Source organism: Nonomuraea roseoviolacea subsp. carminata, assembly GCF_024172185.1.
Lineage (GTDB): Bacteria > Actinomycetota > Actinomycetes > Streptosporangiales > Streptosporangiaceae > Nonomuraea > Nonomuraea roseoviolacea.
This window is the reverse complement of record NZ_JAMZEC010000001.1, coordinates 7,544,248-7,561,332: the sequence shown is the minus strand read 5'-3', so window position 1 is coordinate 7,561,332 and position 17,085 is coordinate 7,544,248. Positions and strand designations below refer to the sequence as shown.

Below are 17,085 nucleotides of genomic sequence, written 5' to 3'. Positions count from 1 at the left end.
GTCCGTAAAAATTTCATCCAAGGCGATGCGGGAGGGGACGAACCGATGGGGAGCAGGACCGCGAGGTCGGCCGGCGTCCTGGCGACGGCACTGGCGACGACCGCGGTCACCGTGGCCCTCACTGTGACCTTCACCGTGCCCGGGGCCGGACCGGCCGAGGCCGACGACTGCCCCAAGGGGGGCGGCTTACTCGGCGGCGTGACGGGCACGGTCTGCGACACGGTCGGCAAGGTCACCGACACCGTCGACAACGTGACCGGCGGCAAGGCCAAGGGCCTGACCGACAAGGTGGACGACACCACGGGCAAGGTGCTCGGCAAGGTCGGGGAGGCCGTGCCCACGGCCAGGCCCGGCCACGACAGGAAGGACGACCCCGACCCCTCGCCGACCACCACGGGCACCCTGCTGCCCAGGACGCTGGGCGAGGTGTGCCTGCCGGTGCTGGCCTGCGACGACCAGAGCGTCCGCGACGACCGCGCGACGCCCGGCCCGAGCGCCACCGCCCTGGCGCCCGCGCAGAGACGCACGGCGCAGCCCGGACAGCCCACGCGCTCCGGCACGGCCCGGCAGCGCAAGGACGACGGCCGGCGGCCCACGACGGCGCCCACGGCCCGGCCCACCCGCGCCGCCACGCAGCCGGACAGCCAGCCGTACCTCCTGGACACCAGGGAGGAGCGGATCGGCGAGGAGCCGGCGGCCGACCCGGAGGAGCCGCGCATCGACCTGCTCTGGCCGCACCCCCTCGTGCGCGACCTGACGGCGCCGCTGCGCGACCAGCAGGTCCTGCGGCCAAGCGCGCCCACCTCGGACGTGCTGGGGACGGCGTTGACGGTCCTCCTGCTGCTGTCGGCGGTGGCGGCGACGCGGGTGGTGCAGCAGCGGCGGCACCGGTCGGACCAGCCCGACTCGATCCCGTTCGAGCCGTCGACGGCCGCCAACGGCCGCCACCGCCTCGCCTGAACCGCGTCCGGCAGCTTCGGCGGGCTGCGCGGAAGGGCGCCTCGGCCGGCCGTCCCCGGAAAAGCCGAGCCCGGCCGCGCTGCGGTCAGCGGGCCGGGCGTGGGACGGGATGGCGGGGCGTCAGGCGCCGATCGCGTGGACGCCGCCGTCGACGTGGACGATCTCGCCCGTCGTCGCCGGGAACCAGTCGGACATCAGCGCCACGCACGCCTTGGCGGCCGGCACCGTGTCGGACAGGTCCCAGCCGAGCGGCGCCTTCTCCGGCCAGCTGTCCTCGAACTCCTTGAATCCGGGGATCGACTTGGCCGCCATCGTGCGCAGCGGACCGGCCGCGACGAGGTTGACCCGGATGCCCTGCTTGCCGAGGTCGCGGGCGAGGTAGCGGGAGGCGGACTCCAGGCCGGCCTTGGCCACGCCCATCCAGTCGTAGACCGGCCACGCCTTGGTGGCGTCGAAGTCGAGCCCGACGACCGCGCCGCCCTCCTTCATCAGCGGCAGGCAGGCGACCGCCAGCGACTTGAAGGAGTAGGTGGACACGTGCAGGGCGGTCGAGACGTCCTCCCACGTGGTGTTGAGGAAGTTGCCGCCGAGCGCGGTCTGCGGGGCGAAGCCGATGGAGTGGACGACCCCGTCGAGGCCGTCGACGTGCTCGCCGACCCGGGCGGCCAGCGTGTCGAGGTGCTCGGTGTTCTGCACGTCGAGCTCCAGCACCGGGGCCGGCTGCGGAAGCCGCCTGGCGATGCGCTCGACCAGGCTGAGCCGGCCGAAGCCGGTGAGCACCACGGTGGCGCCCTCCTCCTGCGCCAGCTTGGCGACCGAGAAGGCGATGGAGGCGTCGGTCAGGACGCCCGTCACGAGGATCCGCTTGCCGTCGAGAATGCCCACGTCAGTGCCCCATTCCGAGTCCGCCGTCGACCGGGATCACGGCCCCGGTGATGTAGGAGGCGTCGTCACTGGCCAGGAAGCGGACGACGCGCGCCACCTCGCCCGGCGACGCCTGCCGCCCCAGCGGGATGTTCTTGATGATGGCCTCCTCGTCGAGGCCGGCCGTCATGTCGGTCTGGACGAAGCCGGGCGCGACCACGTTGACCGTGATGCCGCGCGAGCCGTACTCGCGCGCCATGGAGCGGCCGAAGCCGATGAGGCCGGCCTTGGAGGCGGCGTAGTTGGTCTGGCCGGCGGAGCCGAGCAGGGCGACGACCGAGGAGACGAGGATGACGCGCCCGCGCTTGAGCTTCATCATCGGCCGGATGGCCCGCTTGGCGACCCGGTAGGCGCCGGTGAGGTTGGCGTCGATGACGTCGGTGAAGGTGTCCTCCTTCATCATCGCCAGCAGGGTGTCCTTGGTGATGCCGGCGTTGGCCACCAGCACCTCGACCGGGCCCTGCTCGGCCTCCACCTTCTCGAAGGCGGCCTCGACGTCGTCCATGCTGGTCACGTCGCACCGGACGCCGAACAGCCCCTCCGGGGGCTCTCCCGAACGGTAGGTGACCGCGACGGCGTCGCCGGCCGCGGCTAGTTCACGGGCGATCGCGAGGCCGATGCCGCGATTGCCCCCGGTGACGAGTACAGAGCGTGCCATGAGACCTGACGCTATCCCCTACCGGCCGGTATCCGCTTGTCCGGGCCAGACAAGATCACAGGGTTAGGATCGTGGACATGCGCCAGATGGACCCCGAATTCCTGGAGCTGCCGCTACGGCAGCTCGCGGACGCCGCCCTGCAACGCGCCCGTGACCTGGGTGCCGAGCACGCCGACTTCCGGCTCGAACGCGTCAGGGCCGAGATGCTGAGCCTCTACGACACCCGGCTCGAAGGCGCGATGGACGCCGACGACCTGGGCTACGCCGTGCGCGTCGTCAAGGGCGGCACGTGGGGCTTCGCCTCCGGCATCCTCCTCACCCCGGAGGCGGCCGCCGCGGTGGCCGAGCAGGCGGTGCGCGTGGCCGAGGTGAGCGCGCCGATCAACCGCGAGCCGATCGAGCTGGCCCCCGAGCCCGCCCACCGCGACGTCACCTGGGTCTCCTCCTACGAGATCGACCCGTTCACGGTGCCGTCGGCCGACAAGGTCGCGCTGCTGGCCGAGTGGTCGGCCGGGCTGCTGAAGGGCGCCGACCACGTCTCGGCCCGGCTGTACCAGGTCAAGGAGCAGAAGTTCTACGCCGACACGGCGGGCACGGTCACCACCCAGCAGCGGGTGCGCCTCCATCCGAGCCTCAACGCGATGAAGGCCTCCGACGGCGGCTTCGACGACATGTCGACGATCGCCCCGCCGGCGGGCCGCGGCTACGAGTACATGACCGGCACCGGCTGGGACTGGGCGGCCGAGCTGGCCCGCATCCCCGAGCTGCTGGCCGAGAAGCTGGCCGCGCCGTCGGTCGAGCCGGGCGACTACGACCTGGTGATCGACCCGTCCAACCTGTGGCTGACCATCCACGAGTCGATCGGCCACGCCACGGAGCTCGACCGGGCGCTCGGCTACGAGGCGGCCTACGCGGGCACCAGCTTCGCCACGTTCGACAAGCTGGGCGAGCTGACGTACGGCTCGCCGATCATGAACGTGACGGGTGACCGCACGGTCGAGCACGGCCTGGCCACGATCGGCTACGACGACGAGGGCGTCGAGGGGCAGTCGTTCGACATCGTGCGCGACGGCGTCCTGGTCGGCTACCAGCTCGACCGGCGCATGGCGCTGATGAAGGGCTTCGGCCGCTCCAACGGCTGCGCGTTCGCCGACTCCCCCGGCCACATGCCGATCCAGCGCATGGCCAACGTCTCGCTCGCCCCGGCGCCCGGCGGCCCCTCCACCGAGGAGCTGATCGCGGGCGTGCGGCGCGGCCTCTACATCGTGGGCGACAAGAGCTGGTCCATCGACATGCAGCGCTACAACTTCCAGTTCACCGGGCAGCGGGCGTACCTGATCAGCGACGGCCGGCTGGCCGGCCAGGTGCGCGACTTCGCCTACCAGGCCACCACCACCGACTTCTGGCGGTCGATGGAGGCGGTCGGCGGGCCGCAGACGTACGTGCTCGGCGGCGCCTTCAACTGCGGCAAGGGCCAGCCGGGGCAGGTCGCGCCGGTCAGCCACGGGTGCCCCTCGGCCTTGTTCCGGGGTGTCCGGATCCTCAACACCGTGCAGGAGGGTGGGAAGAAGTGAGCGAGCGCATCACCGGCGGTACGCCGCAGGAGATGGTGGAACGGGCACTGGAGCTGTCGCGGGGCGACGGCTGCGTGGTGCTCGCCGACGAGGGCTCCACCGCCAACCTGCGCTTCGCGGGCAACACCCTGACCACCAACGGCGTCGCGCGTTCCTCGCGGCTGACCGTGATCTCCGTCGTCGGCGAGGGCGTCGGCGTCGTCTCGCGCGCCGCCGTGCGGCCCGACCAGCTCGCCGACGTGGTGGAGGCGGCCGACCGGGCGGCGCGCGAGGCGCAGCCGGCCGAGGACGCCCGGCCGCTCGTCGAGGGCGTGCCGGCCAGCCCGTCCTGGGGCGATCCGGTGACGCCGACCGACATCGGCGTCTTCGAGGGCTTCGCGCCCGCGCTCGGCGAGGCGTTCGCCGCGGCCGAGTCGGGCGGCAGGAAGCTGTACGGCTTCGCCGAGCACACCCGTACGACGACGTTCCTCGGCACGTCGGCGGGCCTGCGGCTGCGCCACGACCAGCCGTCCGGGCGGCTGGAGCTCAACGCCAAGTCGGCGGACCTGAAGCGGTCGGCGTGGACCGGCGTGGCCACGCGCGACTTCTCCGACGTGGACGTGGCGGGCCTCGACTCGTCGCTGGCCCGGCGGCTCGACTGGGCCAAGAACCGGATCGACCTGCCGGCCGGCCGCTACGAGACGATCCTGCCGCCGAGCGCGGTGTCCGACCTGATGATCTACCTGTACTGGTCGTCGGGCGCCAGGGACGCGCTCGACGGGCGCTCGGTGTTCTCCAAGCCGGGCGGCGGCACCCGGGTGGGCGAGCGGCTGACGGAGCTGCCGATCACGCTGTCCGGCGACCCGTCGGCGCCGGGGCTCGAGTGCGCGCCGTTCGTCGTGGCGCACTCCTCCAGCCGCGACTCGTCGGTGTTCGACAACGGTCTGCCGCTGGAGCCGACCGCGTGGGTGAGGGACGGGCGGCTGGAGGCGCTGCAGCAGACCCGGTACTCCGCCGGGCTCAGCGGCATGCCGGTGACCCCGCCCGTCGACAACCTGCTGATGACCTGCGGCGAGGGCGGCGCGTCCCTGGACGACATGATCGCCTCGACCGAGCGCGGGCTGCTGCTGACCTGCCTGTGGTACATCCGCGAGGTCGATCCGCAGACGCTGCTGGTGACCGGGCTGACCCGCGACGGCGTCTACCTCGTCGAGAACGGCGAGGTCGTGGGCGAGGTCAACAACTTCCGGTTCAACGAGAGCCCGGTCGACCTGCTCGGCCGCCTGTCGGAGGTGGGGGCGAGCGTGCAGACGCTGCCCCGGGAGTGGAACGACTACTGGACCCGGGCGGTCATGCCGGCCGTGCGGGTGCCCGACTTCAACATGTCGACGGTGAGCCAGGCGAGCTGAGGCCCGCCCGCCGACCTCGGCACGCCGACGTCCTGGCCCGCGCCCGCCTCCTCAGCGGCGGGCGGGGCCGCCGGTCGGCGCACGCCGGGCGGGGCCGCCGGTCGGCGCACGCCGGGCGGGGCGTCAGGCGGGGGCGTCAGGCGTCCTCCAGGCGGAAGCCCACCTTCATGCCCACCTGGTAGTGGGCGACCTCTCCCCCGTCGATGTGTCCCCGCACCTCCGTCACCTCGAACCAGTCGAGGTGCCGCAGCGTCTGCGAGGCGCGCCGGATGCCGTTGCGGATGGCCTGGTCAACGCTCTCGGCCGAGGTGCCGACTATCTCGGTCACCCGGTACGTTCGATCCGTCATCTCCACATCCTCCTTACTCGAAAGCCATGATCGCATGACCGGCCGTCCTGGGCCGGGCGGCCGTCGCCCGGCGCTCCTCCGAGGTCTACGGTGGGAGATATGAAGCGCTGGCGTAAGAAGCCCGACGTCCATCAGGTGACGGACGCCAGACCCTCGTTGAGCGCGGACATCCAGCGCCGCGAGGTGAGCTACCTGATCAAGATGGGTATCCGCACGATCTGCCTGATCCTGGCCGTGGTGGTGCCCGTGCCGTGGCCGTACCGGCTGCTGTTCATCGCCGGCGCAGTCTTTTTGCCATACATAGCCGTAATCGGGGCCAATGAGAGGGGGATGGATGTCCCTCCTCCCACCTTTCAGACACCGGAAGCTAACCAAAGCGAGATACCAAGGCACCGACGCGAGATCGGGTCGTGACTAAGTCTTGACGCATCCCATGGGTTGTAGGTGTACGCTTTAGCCAAGCACTCCGGTCCCCCGTCGGAGTGCTGGTGCCGGCGTTCCGGGCCCCCGTCGGAACGCCGATGAAGCGACGCCGGGTGGTTTGCCCCCGTAACCACCCGGCGTCGCCCTTTCCCGGGGAAATCTCGCCGTAGATGATCAATCCGGCGGTGCCTGCGATCGTGTGATAGGGCCCCTTTCCCGAAATCGTTTTCGCTTCGAAGCGTCCGGAATTGCCAGGAAACTTTCAGGTTCGCGCAGCGCTTGACAAGAAGAGTTCGCTGGAGTCTCAGTCGCCGGTCAGCGTCGGCGCCGCGCCCTGCCCCCAGTCGCGGGCGAGGGCGGTGAGGCGCGCGACGGCGTCCTCGGGCGCGGTGCCGGCGCCCTGGGCGAGCCCGAGCAGGTAGGCGGTCAGCGGCGCCGCCGGCCGGGCCACGCCGTGCGCCACCTCCTTGGTGAGCTCCAGGATCAGGTCACGGTCGACGCGGGCCGGGTCGACGCCGAGCTCCTTGCAGGCCAGCGCGGTCCACTCGTTCAGCACGTTCATGGGTGTGCGGCGCGGCCTTCCGTTCCCCGACGGCGCGTCGGGACGCTTCGGTGCCGTCACGGGCCGGGCGGCGCGCCTCCTCCTGTCGTCGGGAAGGGGACACGGGTCGTGTCGCCGAGGCGGGCTTCGTACAGGTCGTCCATTGTGTCGCAGTCGAACCAGGCCCGTCCGGGCAACGTGACGCGCGCGGCGACGAGGGGGGCCAGCAGGCCGCGCAGGGACCGCCCGCCGTAGCGGCCGAGCGCCTCCCGCAGGGTCCCGGTGTCCCAGACGCCCAGCAGCCACTGCTCGCGCCCGTCACCGTCGACCGCCACCACGCCGGCGCGGCGCCCCGGAATGCCCTCCTCCCGGCCCGCAGCCGCCCCGTGATCGCCTGACACGGGCGAGGTGGACCCTGGTGCGGGACGGGCTTTTTCCGGTGCCTCAGGCCCGCCTGGGAGCGTTCCTGGGCCGGCGGGCGCATCGTGAGCGCGCCGCGAGACGGGAGCGGGCGCGGGCGGTTCGACACCCCCTCCGGGCGCGGCGGACACGTCAGAGGCAGGGGGCGCCTCAGCGGCAGGCGGAGCCGGAGTTTCGGCGGAGGGCGGAGCCGGGGTTTCGGCGGAGGGCGGAGCCGGAGTTTCGGCGGAGGGCGGAGCCGGAGTTTCGGCGGAGGGCGGAGCCGGGGTTTCGGCGGAGGGCGGAGCCGGGGTTTCGGCGGAGGGCGGAGCCGGGGTTTTGGCGGAGGGCGGAGCCGGGGTTTTGGCGGAGGGCGGAGGCGGCGTCGGGTCGGCCGGGTCGGCCGGGTCGGACTGGGCGGCGGACAGGGCCGCGAGGAGGGCGGCGACGTGGGACGGGGCCAGGAAGGGGAGGTCGGCCGCCAGCAGGACGACCCTCGGCGCCGTGACCTCGCGCAGCCCCGCGCGCAGCGCCGGCACCGGTCCCCCGCCCGGCGGGTCCTCCCGGGTGAAGACCACTCCCGGCACGTCGCGGACGGGCCCGACCACCACCACGCGCCCGGCACCGGAGACGGCGCCGGCGACCCGCTCCAGCAGCGTCCGGCCGCCCACGACGAGCCCCGGCTTGTCCGCGCCGCCGAGCCGCCGCGCCTCTCCCCCGGCCAGCACCACCGCGTCGTACCCAGCACTCATGCCTTCACCGTACGCACCGCCGCGCCTCTCCCGCTCGGCAACCGTCCCCGCGGCCCGCGTCCGGCCGGACCGCCCGTCCGGGGCCCGTCTCAGGCACGCCCTGTCCACGCCAGGTCTCAGGTGCGGCCTGTCCACGCCACGTCTCAGGTGCCTCAGCGCGCGCCCGCGCGGCTCGCTCGTTCTCGCACGCACGTCATGACGCGTCGGCGGCGGAACTGCGGGAGCGCGGGCATCGGACCAGGGAGTACATCGTGTTCGGCACCCAGTGGTGGCTGTACGTCCGGAACCGCATCGCCGAGGACCCGGCCCGCCTGTTCCAGGCCCTGACGGACGCCCACCGGCGCGCGTGACACCTCCACCGCGCCCCTTCTATGCCAACACAGATTGACATAGAAGGGGCCCGAGTGGTCCGATGGCGCGATGAGTACCGAGTTCCTTCTCACCACGCTCGTCATCGTCGTCACGCCCGGCACCGGCGTGCTCTACACGATGGCCGCCGGCCTGGCCCGGGGCGGGCGGGCCGGCATGGTCGCCGCGCTGGGCTGCACCCTCGGGATCGTGCCGCACATGGCCGCCGCGGTCACCGGTCTGGCCGCCGTCCTGCACGCGAGCGCCCTCGCCTTCCAGGTGCTGAAGTACCTGGGCGTCGCCTACCTGCTGTTCATGGCCGTCATGACCCTGCGCGAGCGCGGGGGGCTCAGCGTGGAGCCGGAGACCGCCCCGCGCCCGGCGGGCCGGGTCGTCGCCTCCGGCGTGCTGGTCAACCTGCTCAACCCCAAGCTCTCGATCTTCTTCTTCGCGTTCCTGCCGCAGTTCGTGAGCACCGACGAGCCGGCCGCGCTCGCCCGCATGCTGGAGCTGAGCGGGGTGTTCATGCTGGTGACGTTCGTGGCGTTCTGCGGGTACGGGTGGTTCGCGGCGGCCATCCGCGGCCAGGTCGTCTCGCGTCCCGCGGTGATGGCGTGGATGCGCCGGGTCTTCGCGGGCGCGTTCGTGGCGCTCGGCGTGAAGCTGGCCCTCACCGAGAACTGAGCCCGGCGGACCCCGCGGCTCTCAGCCGCCGATGGCCGACATGGGGCGGGACGGCTGCAGGAACGACGGGTCGTCGATGCCGTGCCCCGCGCGCTTGCGGGCCACGGCGGCGGTCCAGCGCGCGGCCAGCTCCTCGTCCGTGGCGCCGGCCCGCATCGGCGTCTTGAGGTCGGACTCCTCCGTCGCGAACAGGCAGTTGCGGACCTGGCCGTCGGCGGTGAGCCGGACGCGGTCGCAGGCGCCGCAGAACGGCCGGGTCACCGAGCCGATCACGCCCACCCGGGCCGGCCCGCCGTCCACCAGGAACCGCTCGGCCGGGGCGCTGCCGCGCTCCTCCAGGTCGTCGGGGCTCAGGTCGAACGAGCCCGACAGCAGGTTCAGGATCTCGTCGGCGGTCACCATGTTCTCGCGGCTCCAGCCGTGCTGGGCGTCGAGCGGCATCTGCTCGATGAAGCGCAGCTCGTACCCCCGGTCGAGGCAGAAGCGCAGCAGCGGCACGGCCTCGTGGTCGTTGACGTCGCGCATGAGCACGGTGTTGATCTTGACCGGGCGCAGGCCGGCGTCGTGGGCGGCGGCCAGACCCTCGATCACGTCGGTGAACCGGTCACGGTGGGCCAGCCGCTTGAACACCTCGCGGTCGAGCGTGTCGAGCGAGACGTTGACCCGGTCGAGCCCCGCCTCGGCCAGCGGCCGGGCGAGCCTGGCCAGGCCGATGCCGTTGGTCGTCAGCGACACCTGCGGGCGGGGACTCAGCGCGGAGGTGCGCGCGACGATGTCCACCAGCTCGCGGCGCAGCAGCGGCTCGCCCCCGGTGTAGCGGACCTCGGTGACCCCGAGCCGCTCGACGCCGATCGTGACCAGCCGGACGATCTCGTCGGCGGTGAGGAGCTGGGCGTTGGGCAGCCAGTCGAGCCCCTCGGGCGGCATGCAGTACGTGCAGCGCAGATTGCACTTGTCCGTGAGGGACACCCGCAGATCCGTCGCCACCCGTCCGAACGAGTCCCGCAACATGGGCGTCACCTCCTGTCAGATCACCGGCTGCTCAGACTACGGCCCGGCACCGCCGCCATCCCGCACCGCATGGCCATATCGTGCCGCATCACCACACAACAGCCACGCGACGGAGCCGATTCCCTTCCTTCCTCCAGGATCCCCCCTCCCCCGGTCAGGTCGGTACGACCGGCCCCGGCCCCCGGTGAAGCGCCCGGTGAAGCCCCCGGTAAATCCGTTGCCGGACACCGGTGACGACCTGCCATGATCCGGGCATGCGACACTGGCCGCTCTTCTCGCTGTCCGTCACCACTGCCCGCCTGGAGCTGAGGATGCCCTCGCTCGCCGACCTGGACGAGCTGGCCGAGCGCGCCGCCGAGGGCGTCCACGACCCGGCGGAGATGCCGTTCTCCCTGCCCTGGACCGACGGCTCCCCGGAGGAGCGCGCCCGCGCCACCGTGCGCTACCACTTCGGACGCTGGGCCGCCTGGACGCCGGAGTCGTGGACCTGCCCGTTCGTGACGGTCTTCGAGGGACAGATCGTGGGGACGCAGGAGCTGGAGGCCACGGACTTCGCGGTCACCCGCGAGGTGCGGACGGGCTCGTGGCTCGGCCTGCGCTTCCAGGGCCGGGGCATCGGCACGGAGATGCGCCGGGCCGTGCTGCACCTGGCCTTCGACGGGCTCGGCGCCGAGAGCGCCGTCTCGGAGGCGTACCTCGACAACCCCCGGTCGCTGGGCGTCTCCCGCCGGCTCGGCTACCGGGACGACGGCCTCCTGCGCACCGGCCGGCGGGGCCGGATGGCGGTGCAGCAGCGGCTGCGGCTGGACCGCGAGCACTGGAGCACGCCGCCCGGCCACCGCGTCGACGGGCTGGAGCCGTGCCTGCCCCTGCTCGGCGCCCTCCGGGACGCGTGAGCCCGAAAACCATTGGGTTTCGCTCTCATGATCGCGGCACACTGGGGCACGGACGAGCCAAGGAGATGTCTGTCATGCCGAACCAGCCCGCACCCGACGTGCTCTCGTGGGCCAGCGAGATCGACGACGCCGCGATCGCGCAGGCCGCCCGCACCGCGCGCCTTCCGTTCGTCGCCGGCCACGTCGCGCTGATGCCCGACGCGCACGTCGGCATCGGCGCCACGGTCGGCTCGGTCATCCCGACCGAGGGGGCGATCATCCCGGCGGCGGTGGGCGTGGACATCGGCTGCGGCATGGTCGCCACCGAGACGACCCTCACCGCCGCCGACCTGCCCGACACCCTCGACGCCCTCATGCCGCTGGTCGAGCGGCACATCCCGGCCGGCGTCGGCAAGGGCCACGACGACCCGTCCCTCGACCGCGCGCTGGGCGGCCTCGGGCTGCCGCGCACCGAGCTGACGGCCAAGCAGGAGCGGACGGTCGCCGTCCAGTTCGGCACGCTCGGCTCGGGCAACCACTTCGTCGAGGTGTGCCTGGACGAGCGCGAGCGGGTGTGGACGGTGCTCCACTCGGGTTCGCGCGGCATCGGCAACCAGCTCGCGACCAAGCACATCGCCGGCGCCAAGGGCCTGATGGAGCGTCAGGAACGGAGCCTGGAGGATCCCGACCTGGCCTACTTCACCCAGGGCACGCCGGAGTTCGAGGCGTACGTCGAGGACATGCTGTGGGCGCAGCGCTACGCAATGGCCTCGCGCGCCCGGATGGACCAGGTGCTGGTGGACGCCCTGTTCCGGATCGTCGGCAAGGGCTCGCGGGTCCGCGTGATCAACTGCCATCACAACTTCACCCAGCTCGAGAGCCACGGCGGCAAGGAGCTCTGGATCACCCGCAAGGGCGCCATCAAGGCCGCCACCGGCGACGAGGGCGTGATCCCGGGGTCGATGGGCACGCGGTCGTACATCGTGCGCGGGCTCGGCAACTCCGCCTCCTACGACTCGTGCTCGCACGGCGCGGGACGCCGCATGTCGCGCAACAAGGCCAGGAAGCAGCTCAGCGCCGGCTCGCTGGCCGAGGCGATGCGCGGCCGCACCTGGAACGCCGACCGGGCGGAGGCCCTGGTGGACGAGCACCCGGAGGCGTACAAGCCGATCGACCAGGTCATGGCGGACCAGCGCGACCTGGTGGAGGTGCGGCACACGCTCGGCCAGGTGTTCAACTACAAGGGCTGACCTGCGACCGCGGGTGTTCAGCCTGGTCACAGCGGGTACCGGATGGGGCGTCGGGCAGGAGTCGAGAAAGGACCCGCCATGCGCCGTCCCGTCGCCGTCGCCGCCGTCGCGCTGGTGCTCGCGACCGCGGGGTGCACTGGCCTGACGTACAGCTCCGAGGACGTCACCCGGATCTTCACGCCCCAGAACGACGGGGCCAACGCCAGCGCCAAGCAGGTGTACGTGCGCAACGCGTTCCTGCTGGGCGCGTCGCTCACGGGCCGGTCGGAGACGCCGGCGGCCGGGCTTCCGCTGTACGCCGTCCTCATCAACGAGCGGGCCCAGCCCGTGCGCCTGGAGAAGATCACGCTCAGCCAGGGCGGTCAGGTCCAGCTCGCCGGCGCCATCGAGGTGCCGCCCCGGGGCATCGTGGGCACCGACCGGCCGATCGGCACCGTCACCGGCGTGGCCGACACGGGCTCGGTGCCGATGTCGTTCGGCTTCACCGGCGGGCCGAACGACATGCGGCTCATCGTGCCGGTCGTGGCCAGAACGGGCGTGTTCGCCTCGCTCAACCCGAGCGGGGCGCCGGCCAACCCGAGCGGGGCTCCCAGCCCCGCCGGCTCCCCCGCGCCGTCCGGCCCCGCCCCGAGCGTCCCGGGCGGCCCGTCACCCACCGCCACCCCATGACCATCCCGGTGTAACCCCGGGGCCATCCGCCCGGTCTAGCGTTCGCGGCATGATGACGCGCAGATGGGTCGCGGGCGCGCTGGCCGTCCTCATGGGCGGCCTCGGCGGTACGGTCGCCGTCGTGCTTACGCAACCCGACCCCGCCGAGGCCGCCGGCCGCGGCCACTCCCCCGTCGTGATCGGTCACCGCGGCGCCAGCGCCCACCGGCCCGAGCACACCCTCCTGTCGTACGAGGCGGCCATCGCCCTGGGCGCCGACTACATCGAGCCCGACCTGGTCTCCACCAAGGACCACGTGCTGGTGGCCCGGCACGAGAACGAGATCTCCGGCACCACCGACGTGGCAGCCCGGCCGGAGTTCGCCGGGCGGCGCACGACCAAGACGATCGACGGCCGGCCGGTGACCGGCTGGTTCACCGAGGACTTCACGCTGGCCGAGCTGAAGACGCTGCGGGCCAAGGAGCGCGTGCCGGACCTGCGGCCGGACAACGCGGCCTTCGACGGGCTGGCGGAGATCCCGACGTTCGAGGAGGTCGTGCGGCTGGCCGAGCGGCTCGGCGTGGGCGTCTACCCGGAGACCAAGCACCCGACCTACTTCGACTCGGTCGGCCTGTCGCTGGAGGAGCCGCTGCTGGAGGTGCTGAACGCGCACAGGCTGCGCAAGGTGTTCATCCAGTCGTTCGAGACGGCCAACCTGCGCGACCTGCGCGCGAAGACCCGGCTGCCGCTCATCCAGCTCGTCACGTGGGGCGGCGCGCCCTACGACTGGGTGGCCGCGGGCGATCCGCGCACCTACGACGACATGGTCACGCCCGAGGGGCTGCGCGAGGTGGCGTCGTACGCGGACGGCGTCGGCGTGGACACGCGGCGCGTGGTGCCGGTCGGCCCGGACGGCAGGCTGCTGGAGCCGACCACGCTGGTGGCCGACGCGCACCGCAGGCGGCTGCAGGTGCACGTCTGGACCGTGCGCAACGAGAACTCCCAGCTCCCGGCCGACCACCGGCTGGGGAACCCGGCGAGCCCGGTGTACCCGCGCGCCACGGGCGACGTCATGGGCTGGCTGGACCGGCTGCTGGACCTCGGCGTGGACGGGGCGTTCTGCGACGACCCGGGCATGGGACGGGCGGTCGTCGCCCGGCGGGCCGCCCGCGCGGGAGCCTGATCGCGAGGGGTCCCGGCCGGGCGGCGGGACCCCTCGGGACGTCACTGCCCGGCCAGGCCGGTGTGCGCGACGCCGCGGATGATCTGCCGCTGGAACAGCACGAACACGACGAGCAGCGGCAGCCCGGCGAGCACGACGGAGGCCATGATCTGGGCGTAGCGCAGGCCGAACGTGCCCTGCACGACGTTGGCCAGCCCGACGGGCAGGGTCATCGTGTCCGGGTCGGTGGAGACGAGGAACGGCCAGAGGAAGTTGTTCCACGTCGTGATGAACGTGAAGATCGACACGGCGGCGAGCACCGGCCGCGACAGCGGCAGCACGATGGTGAAGAACACCCGCCAGCGTCCCGCGCCGTCCACGAAGGCCGCCTGCTCCAGCTCCGGCGGCACGTCGGCGAAGAACTTGTAGAGGATGTAGACGATCAGCGGGGCCGCCACCTGCGGCAGGATGATCGCCCACCAGGTGTCGACCAGCCCCAGCGAGACCATCTCGGCGAACAGCGGCGCGATGAGCACCTGGGGCGGCACCATGATCCCGGCCAGGATCACGGCCAGCAGCGCGCGCCGGCCGCGGAAGCCGGTGCGGGCGAAGCCGTAGGCGGCCATGGCGGAGAACAGGACGGTCATGACGGTCACGACCGCCGCGGTGACCAGCGAGTTGACCGCCCACTTCACGATGCCGCCGGTGCCGAGGACGAGGCGGTAGGCGTCGAGGGTGACGCGGCTGCCGATCCACTCCAGCGGCAGCTTGGTCGTCTCGGTCTCGGGTTTGAGCGAGGTGGCCACGGCCCAGGCGACGGGCGCGAGCCAGGCGGCGGCGAGCACGAGGGTGAGGGCCAGCAGCACGAGCCGGCCCCAGCCGAACCTCTTGGTCATGACGGCTCCTCGCTCTTGCGGAACAGCCTCAGCTGCGCCAGGGAGACGACGACGATGAGAGCGAACAGGATGTAGGAGACGGCCGAGGCGTAGCCGATGCGGTAGCCGGTGAACCCGGCGTCGTAGGCGTACTCGATGATCGGCCGGGTGGAGTCCTCGGGGCCGCCGCCGGTCATCAGGTAGATCTGGTCGAAGACCTTCAGCGAGGCGAGGAGCTGGAGCACGACGACCAGCGCGGTGGTGCGGCCGAGCAGGGGCAGCGTGATGGAGCGCAGCCGGTGCCAGGCCGAGGCGCCGTCGATCGCGGCGGCCTCGTACAGGTGGGCCGGGATCGACTGGAGCGCGGCGAGGTAGAGCAGGAAGTTGAAGCCGACCGTCCACCACACGGTGGTCAGCACCATCGACCACATGGCCGTGGACGGGTCGCCCAGCCACAGCACGTCGGTGCCGAGGGCGCCGTTGATCAGGCCGTACTCCGGCGGGTAGATCATCTGCAGCCAGAGCAGCGACACGACGGCCGACGGCAGCAGGAACGGGCCGAAGAACGACAGCCGCCACAGCCACTGCACGAAGCGCAGGTTGTGCACCAGCAGGGCGAGGCCGAGGCCGAGCAGCACGAGGGGGACCGTGCTGAGCACGGTGAACACGACGGTGTTCCACAGCGCGCGCCACATGCGGGGGTCGCCGAACGCCTCGGCGTAGTTGGCCAGGCCGACGAAGCGGTCGTTGGTGCCGGCGATGTTGACGCTCGACAGGCTCATCCGCAGGCCCTGGAGCAGCGGCCAGACGAGGAACGCGAGGTAGATCGCGAAGAAGGGGGCGATGAACAGCATCCCGTGCTGGGTCCAGCGGCGCCGCGGCCGGGCCTGCTCGGCGGGTGTGGCGGCGGTGGCGGGGACGGCGACGGCGGTCATCATCGCTCCTCTGGGGGGAAGGGGTTGGGCGCGGCCATCAGCCGGCCCAGCGCCTGCCTGGCCCGGGCGAGCCCCTGTTCGGGGGTGCTGGCGCCGCTGATGACCGGGGAGAACGCCTGCCCGAACTCCAGCCACAGCCTGGAGGCGGAGCCGGCGAACCACGCCCTCGGGTCGAGGGCGACCTCGGTGATGACCGAGCGGTACTCCGACTGCGGGTGCAGCGCGAGGTAGTCGGGCCGCTCCAGCGTGGGCAGGTAGGCGGGGACGTGCCCGGCGACGGCCCAGTCGGCGCTGTTCTTCACGAGGTGGGCGATGAAGCGGTAGGTGGCGCGCTCGACCTCGGGGTCGCGCTCGCGCTGGTGCGGCAGGACGAACGAGTGGCAGTCGGCCTGGGCCGAGCCCTTGCCGAAGACGCTCGGGAAGCGGGCCATGCTGAACGGGGTGCCGCGCTGCTTGAGGCCGGTGGTCTCCCAGTCGCCGTTCCACAGGAACGCCGCCTGGCCGTTGGTGAAGGCGGCCACGGAGGCGCCGTAGTCGGTGCGCGGGTCGCACAGCCCCTCCTCGCCGAGGGTGCGCATGAGGCGCAGCGCGTCGAGCGCCTTGGCGTCGTCGAGGGTGACCCGGGAGCCGTCCTCCGACAGCAGCGTGCCACCGCTCTGCGGGTAGAGCGACCACCAGATCCGCCAGGGGCCGACCGTGCCGAGGCCGAGGGCGTCGAAGACGAGCGGCGGCTTGCCGCCGAGCGCGGCCTTGGCCTTGCGCAGGGCGGCGAGCAGCTCCTCGGGGCCGTCGGTCGGCAGCAGGCGGCCGTCGGGGCCGAGCAGCCCGGCCCGTTCGCAGATGTCGGTGTTGTAGTACTGCACCATGGGGTGGGCGTCGAACGGCACGGCGTACAGCTCGCCGCCGACGTGCGCCCGCTCCCAGATGGGCGGGCTGAAGTCGGCGGCCTTGAGGCCGTTCTCGGCGAGCAGGGCGGTGTCGATCGGGTCGAGGATGCGGCCCGCGCCGATGCCGGACAGGCGGGCCAGGTGGAAGGTGGCCAGGTCGGGTGAGCGGCCGCCGGCGCCGGCCATGGCGATCTTCGTGTAGTACGGCTCGCCCCAGGCGAGCACGTTCTCCTCCACGGCGATGCCCGGGTTGGCCACGCCGAACGCGCGGACCATGCCGTTCATGATGATGCCGTCGCTGGCGCCGAGGAAGTGCCAGTAGCGCACGCGGGTCCGGGTCGAGCCGAGTCCGGCGGGGATGGAGCAGCCGGCGGCGCCCGCGCCGAGGAGCGCGAGGCCGCCGCCCAGGAGGCTGCGGCGGTCGATGGGGGGTCCGTCCACG

At 72.5% G+C, this 17,085-nt stretch carries 18 protein-coding genes; 9 read left to right on the top strand and 9 right to left on the bottom strand.

Annotation, left to right across the window (positions count from 1 at the left end):
• Positions 1 to 45 precede the first annotated feature (45 nt).
• Positions 46 to 960: a hypothetical protein gene (locus HD595_RS46300; protein ID WP_301309682.1), complete on the top strand. Its 915-nt coding sequence runs from the start codon at positions 46 to 48 to the stop codon at positions 958 to 960.
• Positions 961 to 1,080: 120 nt separating this feature from the next.
• On the opposite strand, the gene fabI is transcribed toward HD595_RS46300, so the two are convergent.
• Both fabI and fabG read right to left on the bottom strand, forming a co-directional pair.
• The gene (gene fabI, locus HD595_RS35115) at positions 1,081 to 1,845 is read right to left on the bottom strand and encodes an enoyl-ACP reductase FabI (RefSeq protein ID WP_253776662.1); all 765 of its coding nucleotides are present in this window, start codon (positions 1,843 to 1,845) and stop codon (positions 1,081 to 1,083) included.
• A 1-nt stretch (position 1,846) separates the two neighbouring features.
• Positions 1,847 to 2,542, bottom strand: coding sequence for a 3-oxoacyl-ACP reductase FabG (gene fabG, locus HD595_RS35110; protein WP_175601265.1), 696 nt, complete (start codon positions 2,540 to 2,542; stop codon positions 1,847 to 1,849).
• Positions 2,543 to 2,619: 77 nt separating this feature from the next.
• Between fabG and HD595_RS35105 the strand changes: the two genes are divergently transcribed.
• Together HD595_RS35105 and HD595_RS35100 are read left to right on the top strand one after the other, a co-directional pair.
• Positions 2,620 to 4,116: a TldD/PmbA family protein gene (locus HD595_RS35105; RefSeq protein WP_253776660.1), complete on the top strand. Its 1,497-nt coding sequence runs from the start codon at positions 2,620 to 2,622 to the stop codon at positions 4,114 to 4,116.
• Between the two features lie 32 nt (positions 4,117 to 4,148).
• Positions 4,149 to 5,504 (top strand): metallopeptidase TldD-related protein, encoded by a 1,356-nt coding sequence (locus HD595_RS35100; RefSeq protein ID WP_253781417.1) that lies wholly within the window; start codon positions 4,149 to 4,151, stop codon positions 5,502 to 5,504.
• A gap of 136 nt (positions 5,505 to 5,640) precedes the next feature.
• Here the strand turns inward: HD595_RS35100 and HD595_RS35095 are convergent, their stop codons facing one another.
• Complete coding sequence (locus HD595_RS35095; protein ID WP_253776658.1) at positions 5,641 to 5,853, bottom strand: dodecin; 213 nt, start codon at positions 5,851 to 5,853, stop codon at positions 5,641 to 5,643.
• A 99-nt stretch (positions 5,854 to 5,952) separates the two neighbouring features.
• On the opposite strand from HD595_RS35095, the gene HD595_RS35090 reads away from it, so the two are divergent.
• Positions 5,953 to 6,267, top strand: coding sequence for a DUF3099 domain-containing protein (locus tag HD595_RS35090; RefSeq protein WP_175601263.1), 315 nt, complete (start codon positions 5,953 to 5,955; stop codon positions 6,265 to 6,267).
• A 313-nt stretch (positions 6,268 to 6,580) separates the two neighbouring features.
• On the opposite strand, the gene HD595_RS35085 is transcribed toward HD595_RS35090, so the two are convergent.
• Both HD595_RS35085 and mobA read right to left on the bottom strand, forming a co-directional pair.
• Positions 6,581 to 6,838, bottom strand: coding sequence for a DUF6457 domain-containing protein (locus tag HD595_RS35085; protein WP_253776656.1), 258 nt, complete (start codon positions 6,836 to 6,838; stop codon positions 6,581 to 6,583).
• 56 nt (positions 6,839 to 6,894) lie between these two features.
• Positions 6,895 to 7,968 carry an NTP transferase domain-containing protein gene (mobA, locus tag HD595_RS46295; RefSeq protein WP_301309681.1) on the bottom strand — a complete coding sequence of 358 codons (1,074 nt, stop codon included), beginning with the start codon at positions 7,966 to 7,968 and terminating at the stop codon, positions 6,895 to 6,897.
• Positions 7,969 to 8,388: 420 nt separating this feature from the next.
• Here mobA and HD595_RS35070 point away from each other — a divergent pair, with 420 nt between their 5' ends.
• Positions 8,389 to 9,000: a LysE family translocator gene (locus HD595_RS35070; RefSeq protein WP_253776654.1), complete on the top strand. Its 612-nt coding sequence runs from the start codon at positions 8,389 to 8,391 to the stop codon at positions 8,998 to 9,000.
• A gap of 21 nt (positions 9,001 to 9,021) precedes the next feature.
• On the opposite strand, the gene moaA is transcribed toward HD595_RS35070, so the two are convergent.
• A complete protein-coding gene (gene moaA, locus HD595_RS35065; RefSeq protein ID WP_253776653.1) occupies positions 9,022 to 10,011 on the bottom strand; it encodes a GTP 3',8-cyclase MoaA in 990 nt (329 codons plus the stop codon).
• A gap of 254 nt (positions 10,012 to 10,265) precedes the next feature.
• Between moaA and HD595_RS35060 the strand changes: the two genes are divergently transcribed.
• The 4 genes from HD595_RS35060 to HD595_RS35045 all read left to right on the top strand — a co-directional run bounded on the left by HD595_RS35060 (position 10,266) and on the right by HD595_RS35045 (position 13,967).
• Positions 10,266 to 10,907, top strand: coding sequence for a GNAT family N-acetyltransferase (locus HD595_RS35060; protein ID WP_253776652.1), 642 nt, complete (start codon positions 10,266 to 10,268; stop codon positions 10,905 to 10,907).
• Between the two features lie 74 nt (positions 10,908 to 10,981).
• Positions 10,982 to 12,136, top strand: a complete 1,155-nt coding sequence (locus tag HD595_RS35055; protein ID WP_253776651.1) for an RtcB family protein — start codon at positions 10,982 to 10,984, stop codon at positions 12,134 to 12,136.
• A 78-nt stretch (positions 12,137 to 12,214) separates the two neighbouring features.
• Complete coding sequence (locus HD595_RS35050; protein ID WP_253776650.1) at positions 12,215 to 12,805, top strand: hypothetical protein; 591 nt, start codon at positions 12,215 to 12,217, stop codon at positions 12,803 to 12,805.
• 49 nt (positions 12,806 to 12,854) lie between these two features.
• Positions 12,855 to 13,967: a glycerophosphodiester phosphodiesterase gene (locus HD595_RS35045; protein WP_253776648.1), complete on the top strand. Its 1,113-nt coding sequence runs from the start codon at positions 12,855 to 12,857 to the stop codon at positions 13,965 to 13,967.
• Positions 13,968 to 14,008: 41 nt separating this feature from the next.
• Here the strand turns inward: HD595_RS35045 and HD595_RS35040 are convergent, their stop codons facing one another.
• From HD595_RS35040 to HD595_RS35030, 3 genes are read right to left on the bottom strand one after another with little or no spacing between them, the layout of a single operon-like run.
• Positions 14,009 to 14,842 carry a carbohydrate ABC transporter permease gene (locus HD595_RS35040; RefSeq protein WP_253776646.1) on the bottom strand — a complete coding sequence of 278 codons (834 nt, stop codon included), beginning with the start codon at positions 14,840 to 14,842 and terminating at the stop codon, positions 14,009 to 14,011.
• Entirely contained in the window at positions 14,839 to 15,759 is a 921-nt protein-coding gene (locus HD595_RS35035) for a carbohydrate ABC transporter permease (RefSeq protein ID WP_253776644.1), read from the bottom strand. The genes HD595_RS35040 and HD595_RS35035 overlap by 4 nt, the downstream gene beginning before the upstream one ends.
• A complete protein-coding gene (locus tag HD595_RS35030; protein WP_253776642.1) occupies positions 15,756 to 17,084 on the bottom strand; it encodes an extracellular solute-binding protein in 1,329 nt (442 codons plus the stop codon). Before HD595_RS35030 ends, HD595_RS35035 begins: the two co-directional genes overlap by 4 nt.
• Between the last annotated feature and the right edge of the window lies 1 nt (position 17,085).

What these genes read in the sequence shown, in the direction of transcription:
- HD595_RS46300 (WP_301309682.1), top strand. Translation starts at nt 46, where the DNA reads ATGGGGAGCAGGACCGCGAGGTCGGCCGGCGTCCTGGCGACGGCACTG.
- fabG (WP_175601265.1), bottom strand. Translation starts at nt 2,542, where the DNA reads ATGGCACGCTCTGTACTCGTCACCGGGGGCAATCGCGGCATCGGCCTC.
- HD595_RS35105 (WP_253776660.1), top strand. Translation starts at nt 2,620, where the DNA reads ATGCGCCAGATGGACCCCGAATTCCTGGAGCTGCCGCTACGGCAGCTC.
- HD595_RS35100 (WP_253781417.1), top strand. Translation starts at nt 4,149, where the DNA reads ATGGTGGAACGGGCACTGGAGCTGTCGCGGGGCGACGGCTGCGTGGTG.
- HD595_RS35095 (WP_253776658.1), bottom strand. Translation starts at nt 5,853, where the DNA reads ATGACGGATCGAACGTACCGGGTGACCGAGATAGTCGGCACCTCGGCC.
- HD595_RS35090 (WP_175601263.1), top strand. Translation starts at nt 5,953, where the DNA reads ATGAAGCGCTGGCGTAAGAAGCCCGACGTCCATCAGGTGACGGACGCC.
- HD595_RS35085 (WP_253776656.1), bottom strand. Translation starts at nt 6,838, where the DNA reads ATGAACGTGCTGAACGAGTGGACCGCGCTGGCCTGCAAGGAGCTCGGC.
- mobA (WP_301309681.1), bottom strand. Translation starts at nt 7,968, where the DNA reads ATGAGTGCTGGGTACGACGCGGTGGTGCTGGCCGGGGGAGAGGCGCGG.
- HD595_RS35070 (WP_253776654.1), top strand. Translation starts at nt 8,389, where the DNA reads ATGAGTACCGAGTTCCTTCTCACCACGCTCGTCATCGTCGTCACGCCC.
- moaA (WP_253776653.1), bottom strand. Translation starts at nt 10,011, where the DNA reads ATGTTGCGGGACTCGTTCGGACGGGTGGCGACGGATCTGCGGGTGTCC.
- HD595_RS35060 (WP_253776652.1), top strand. Translation starts at nt 10,266, where the DNA reads ATGCGACACTGGCCGCTCTTCTCGCTGTCCGTCACCACTGCCCGCCTG.
- HD595_RS35055 (WP_253776651.1), top strand. Translation starts at nt 10,982, where the DNA reads ATGCCGAACCAGCCCGCACCCGACGTGCTCTCGTGGGCCAGCGAGATC.
- HD595_RS35050 (WP_253776650.1), top strand. Translation starts at nt 12,215, where the DNA reads ATGCGCCGTCCCGTCGCCGTCGCCGCCGTCGCGCTGGTGCTCGCGACC.
- HD595_RS35045 (WP_253776648.1), top strand. Translation starts at nt 12,855, where the DNA reads ATGATGACGCGCAGATGGGTCGCGGGCGCGCTGGCCGTCCTCATGGGC.
- HD595_RS35040 (WP_253776646.1), bottom strand. Translation starts at nt 14,842, where the DNA reads ATGACCAAGAGGTTCGGCTGGGGCCGGCTCGTGCTGCTGGCCCTCACC.
- HD595_RS35035 (WP_253776644.1), bottom strand. Translation starts at nt 15,759, where the DNA reads ATGATGACCGCCGTCGCCGTCCCCGCCACCGCCGCCACACCCGCCGAG.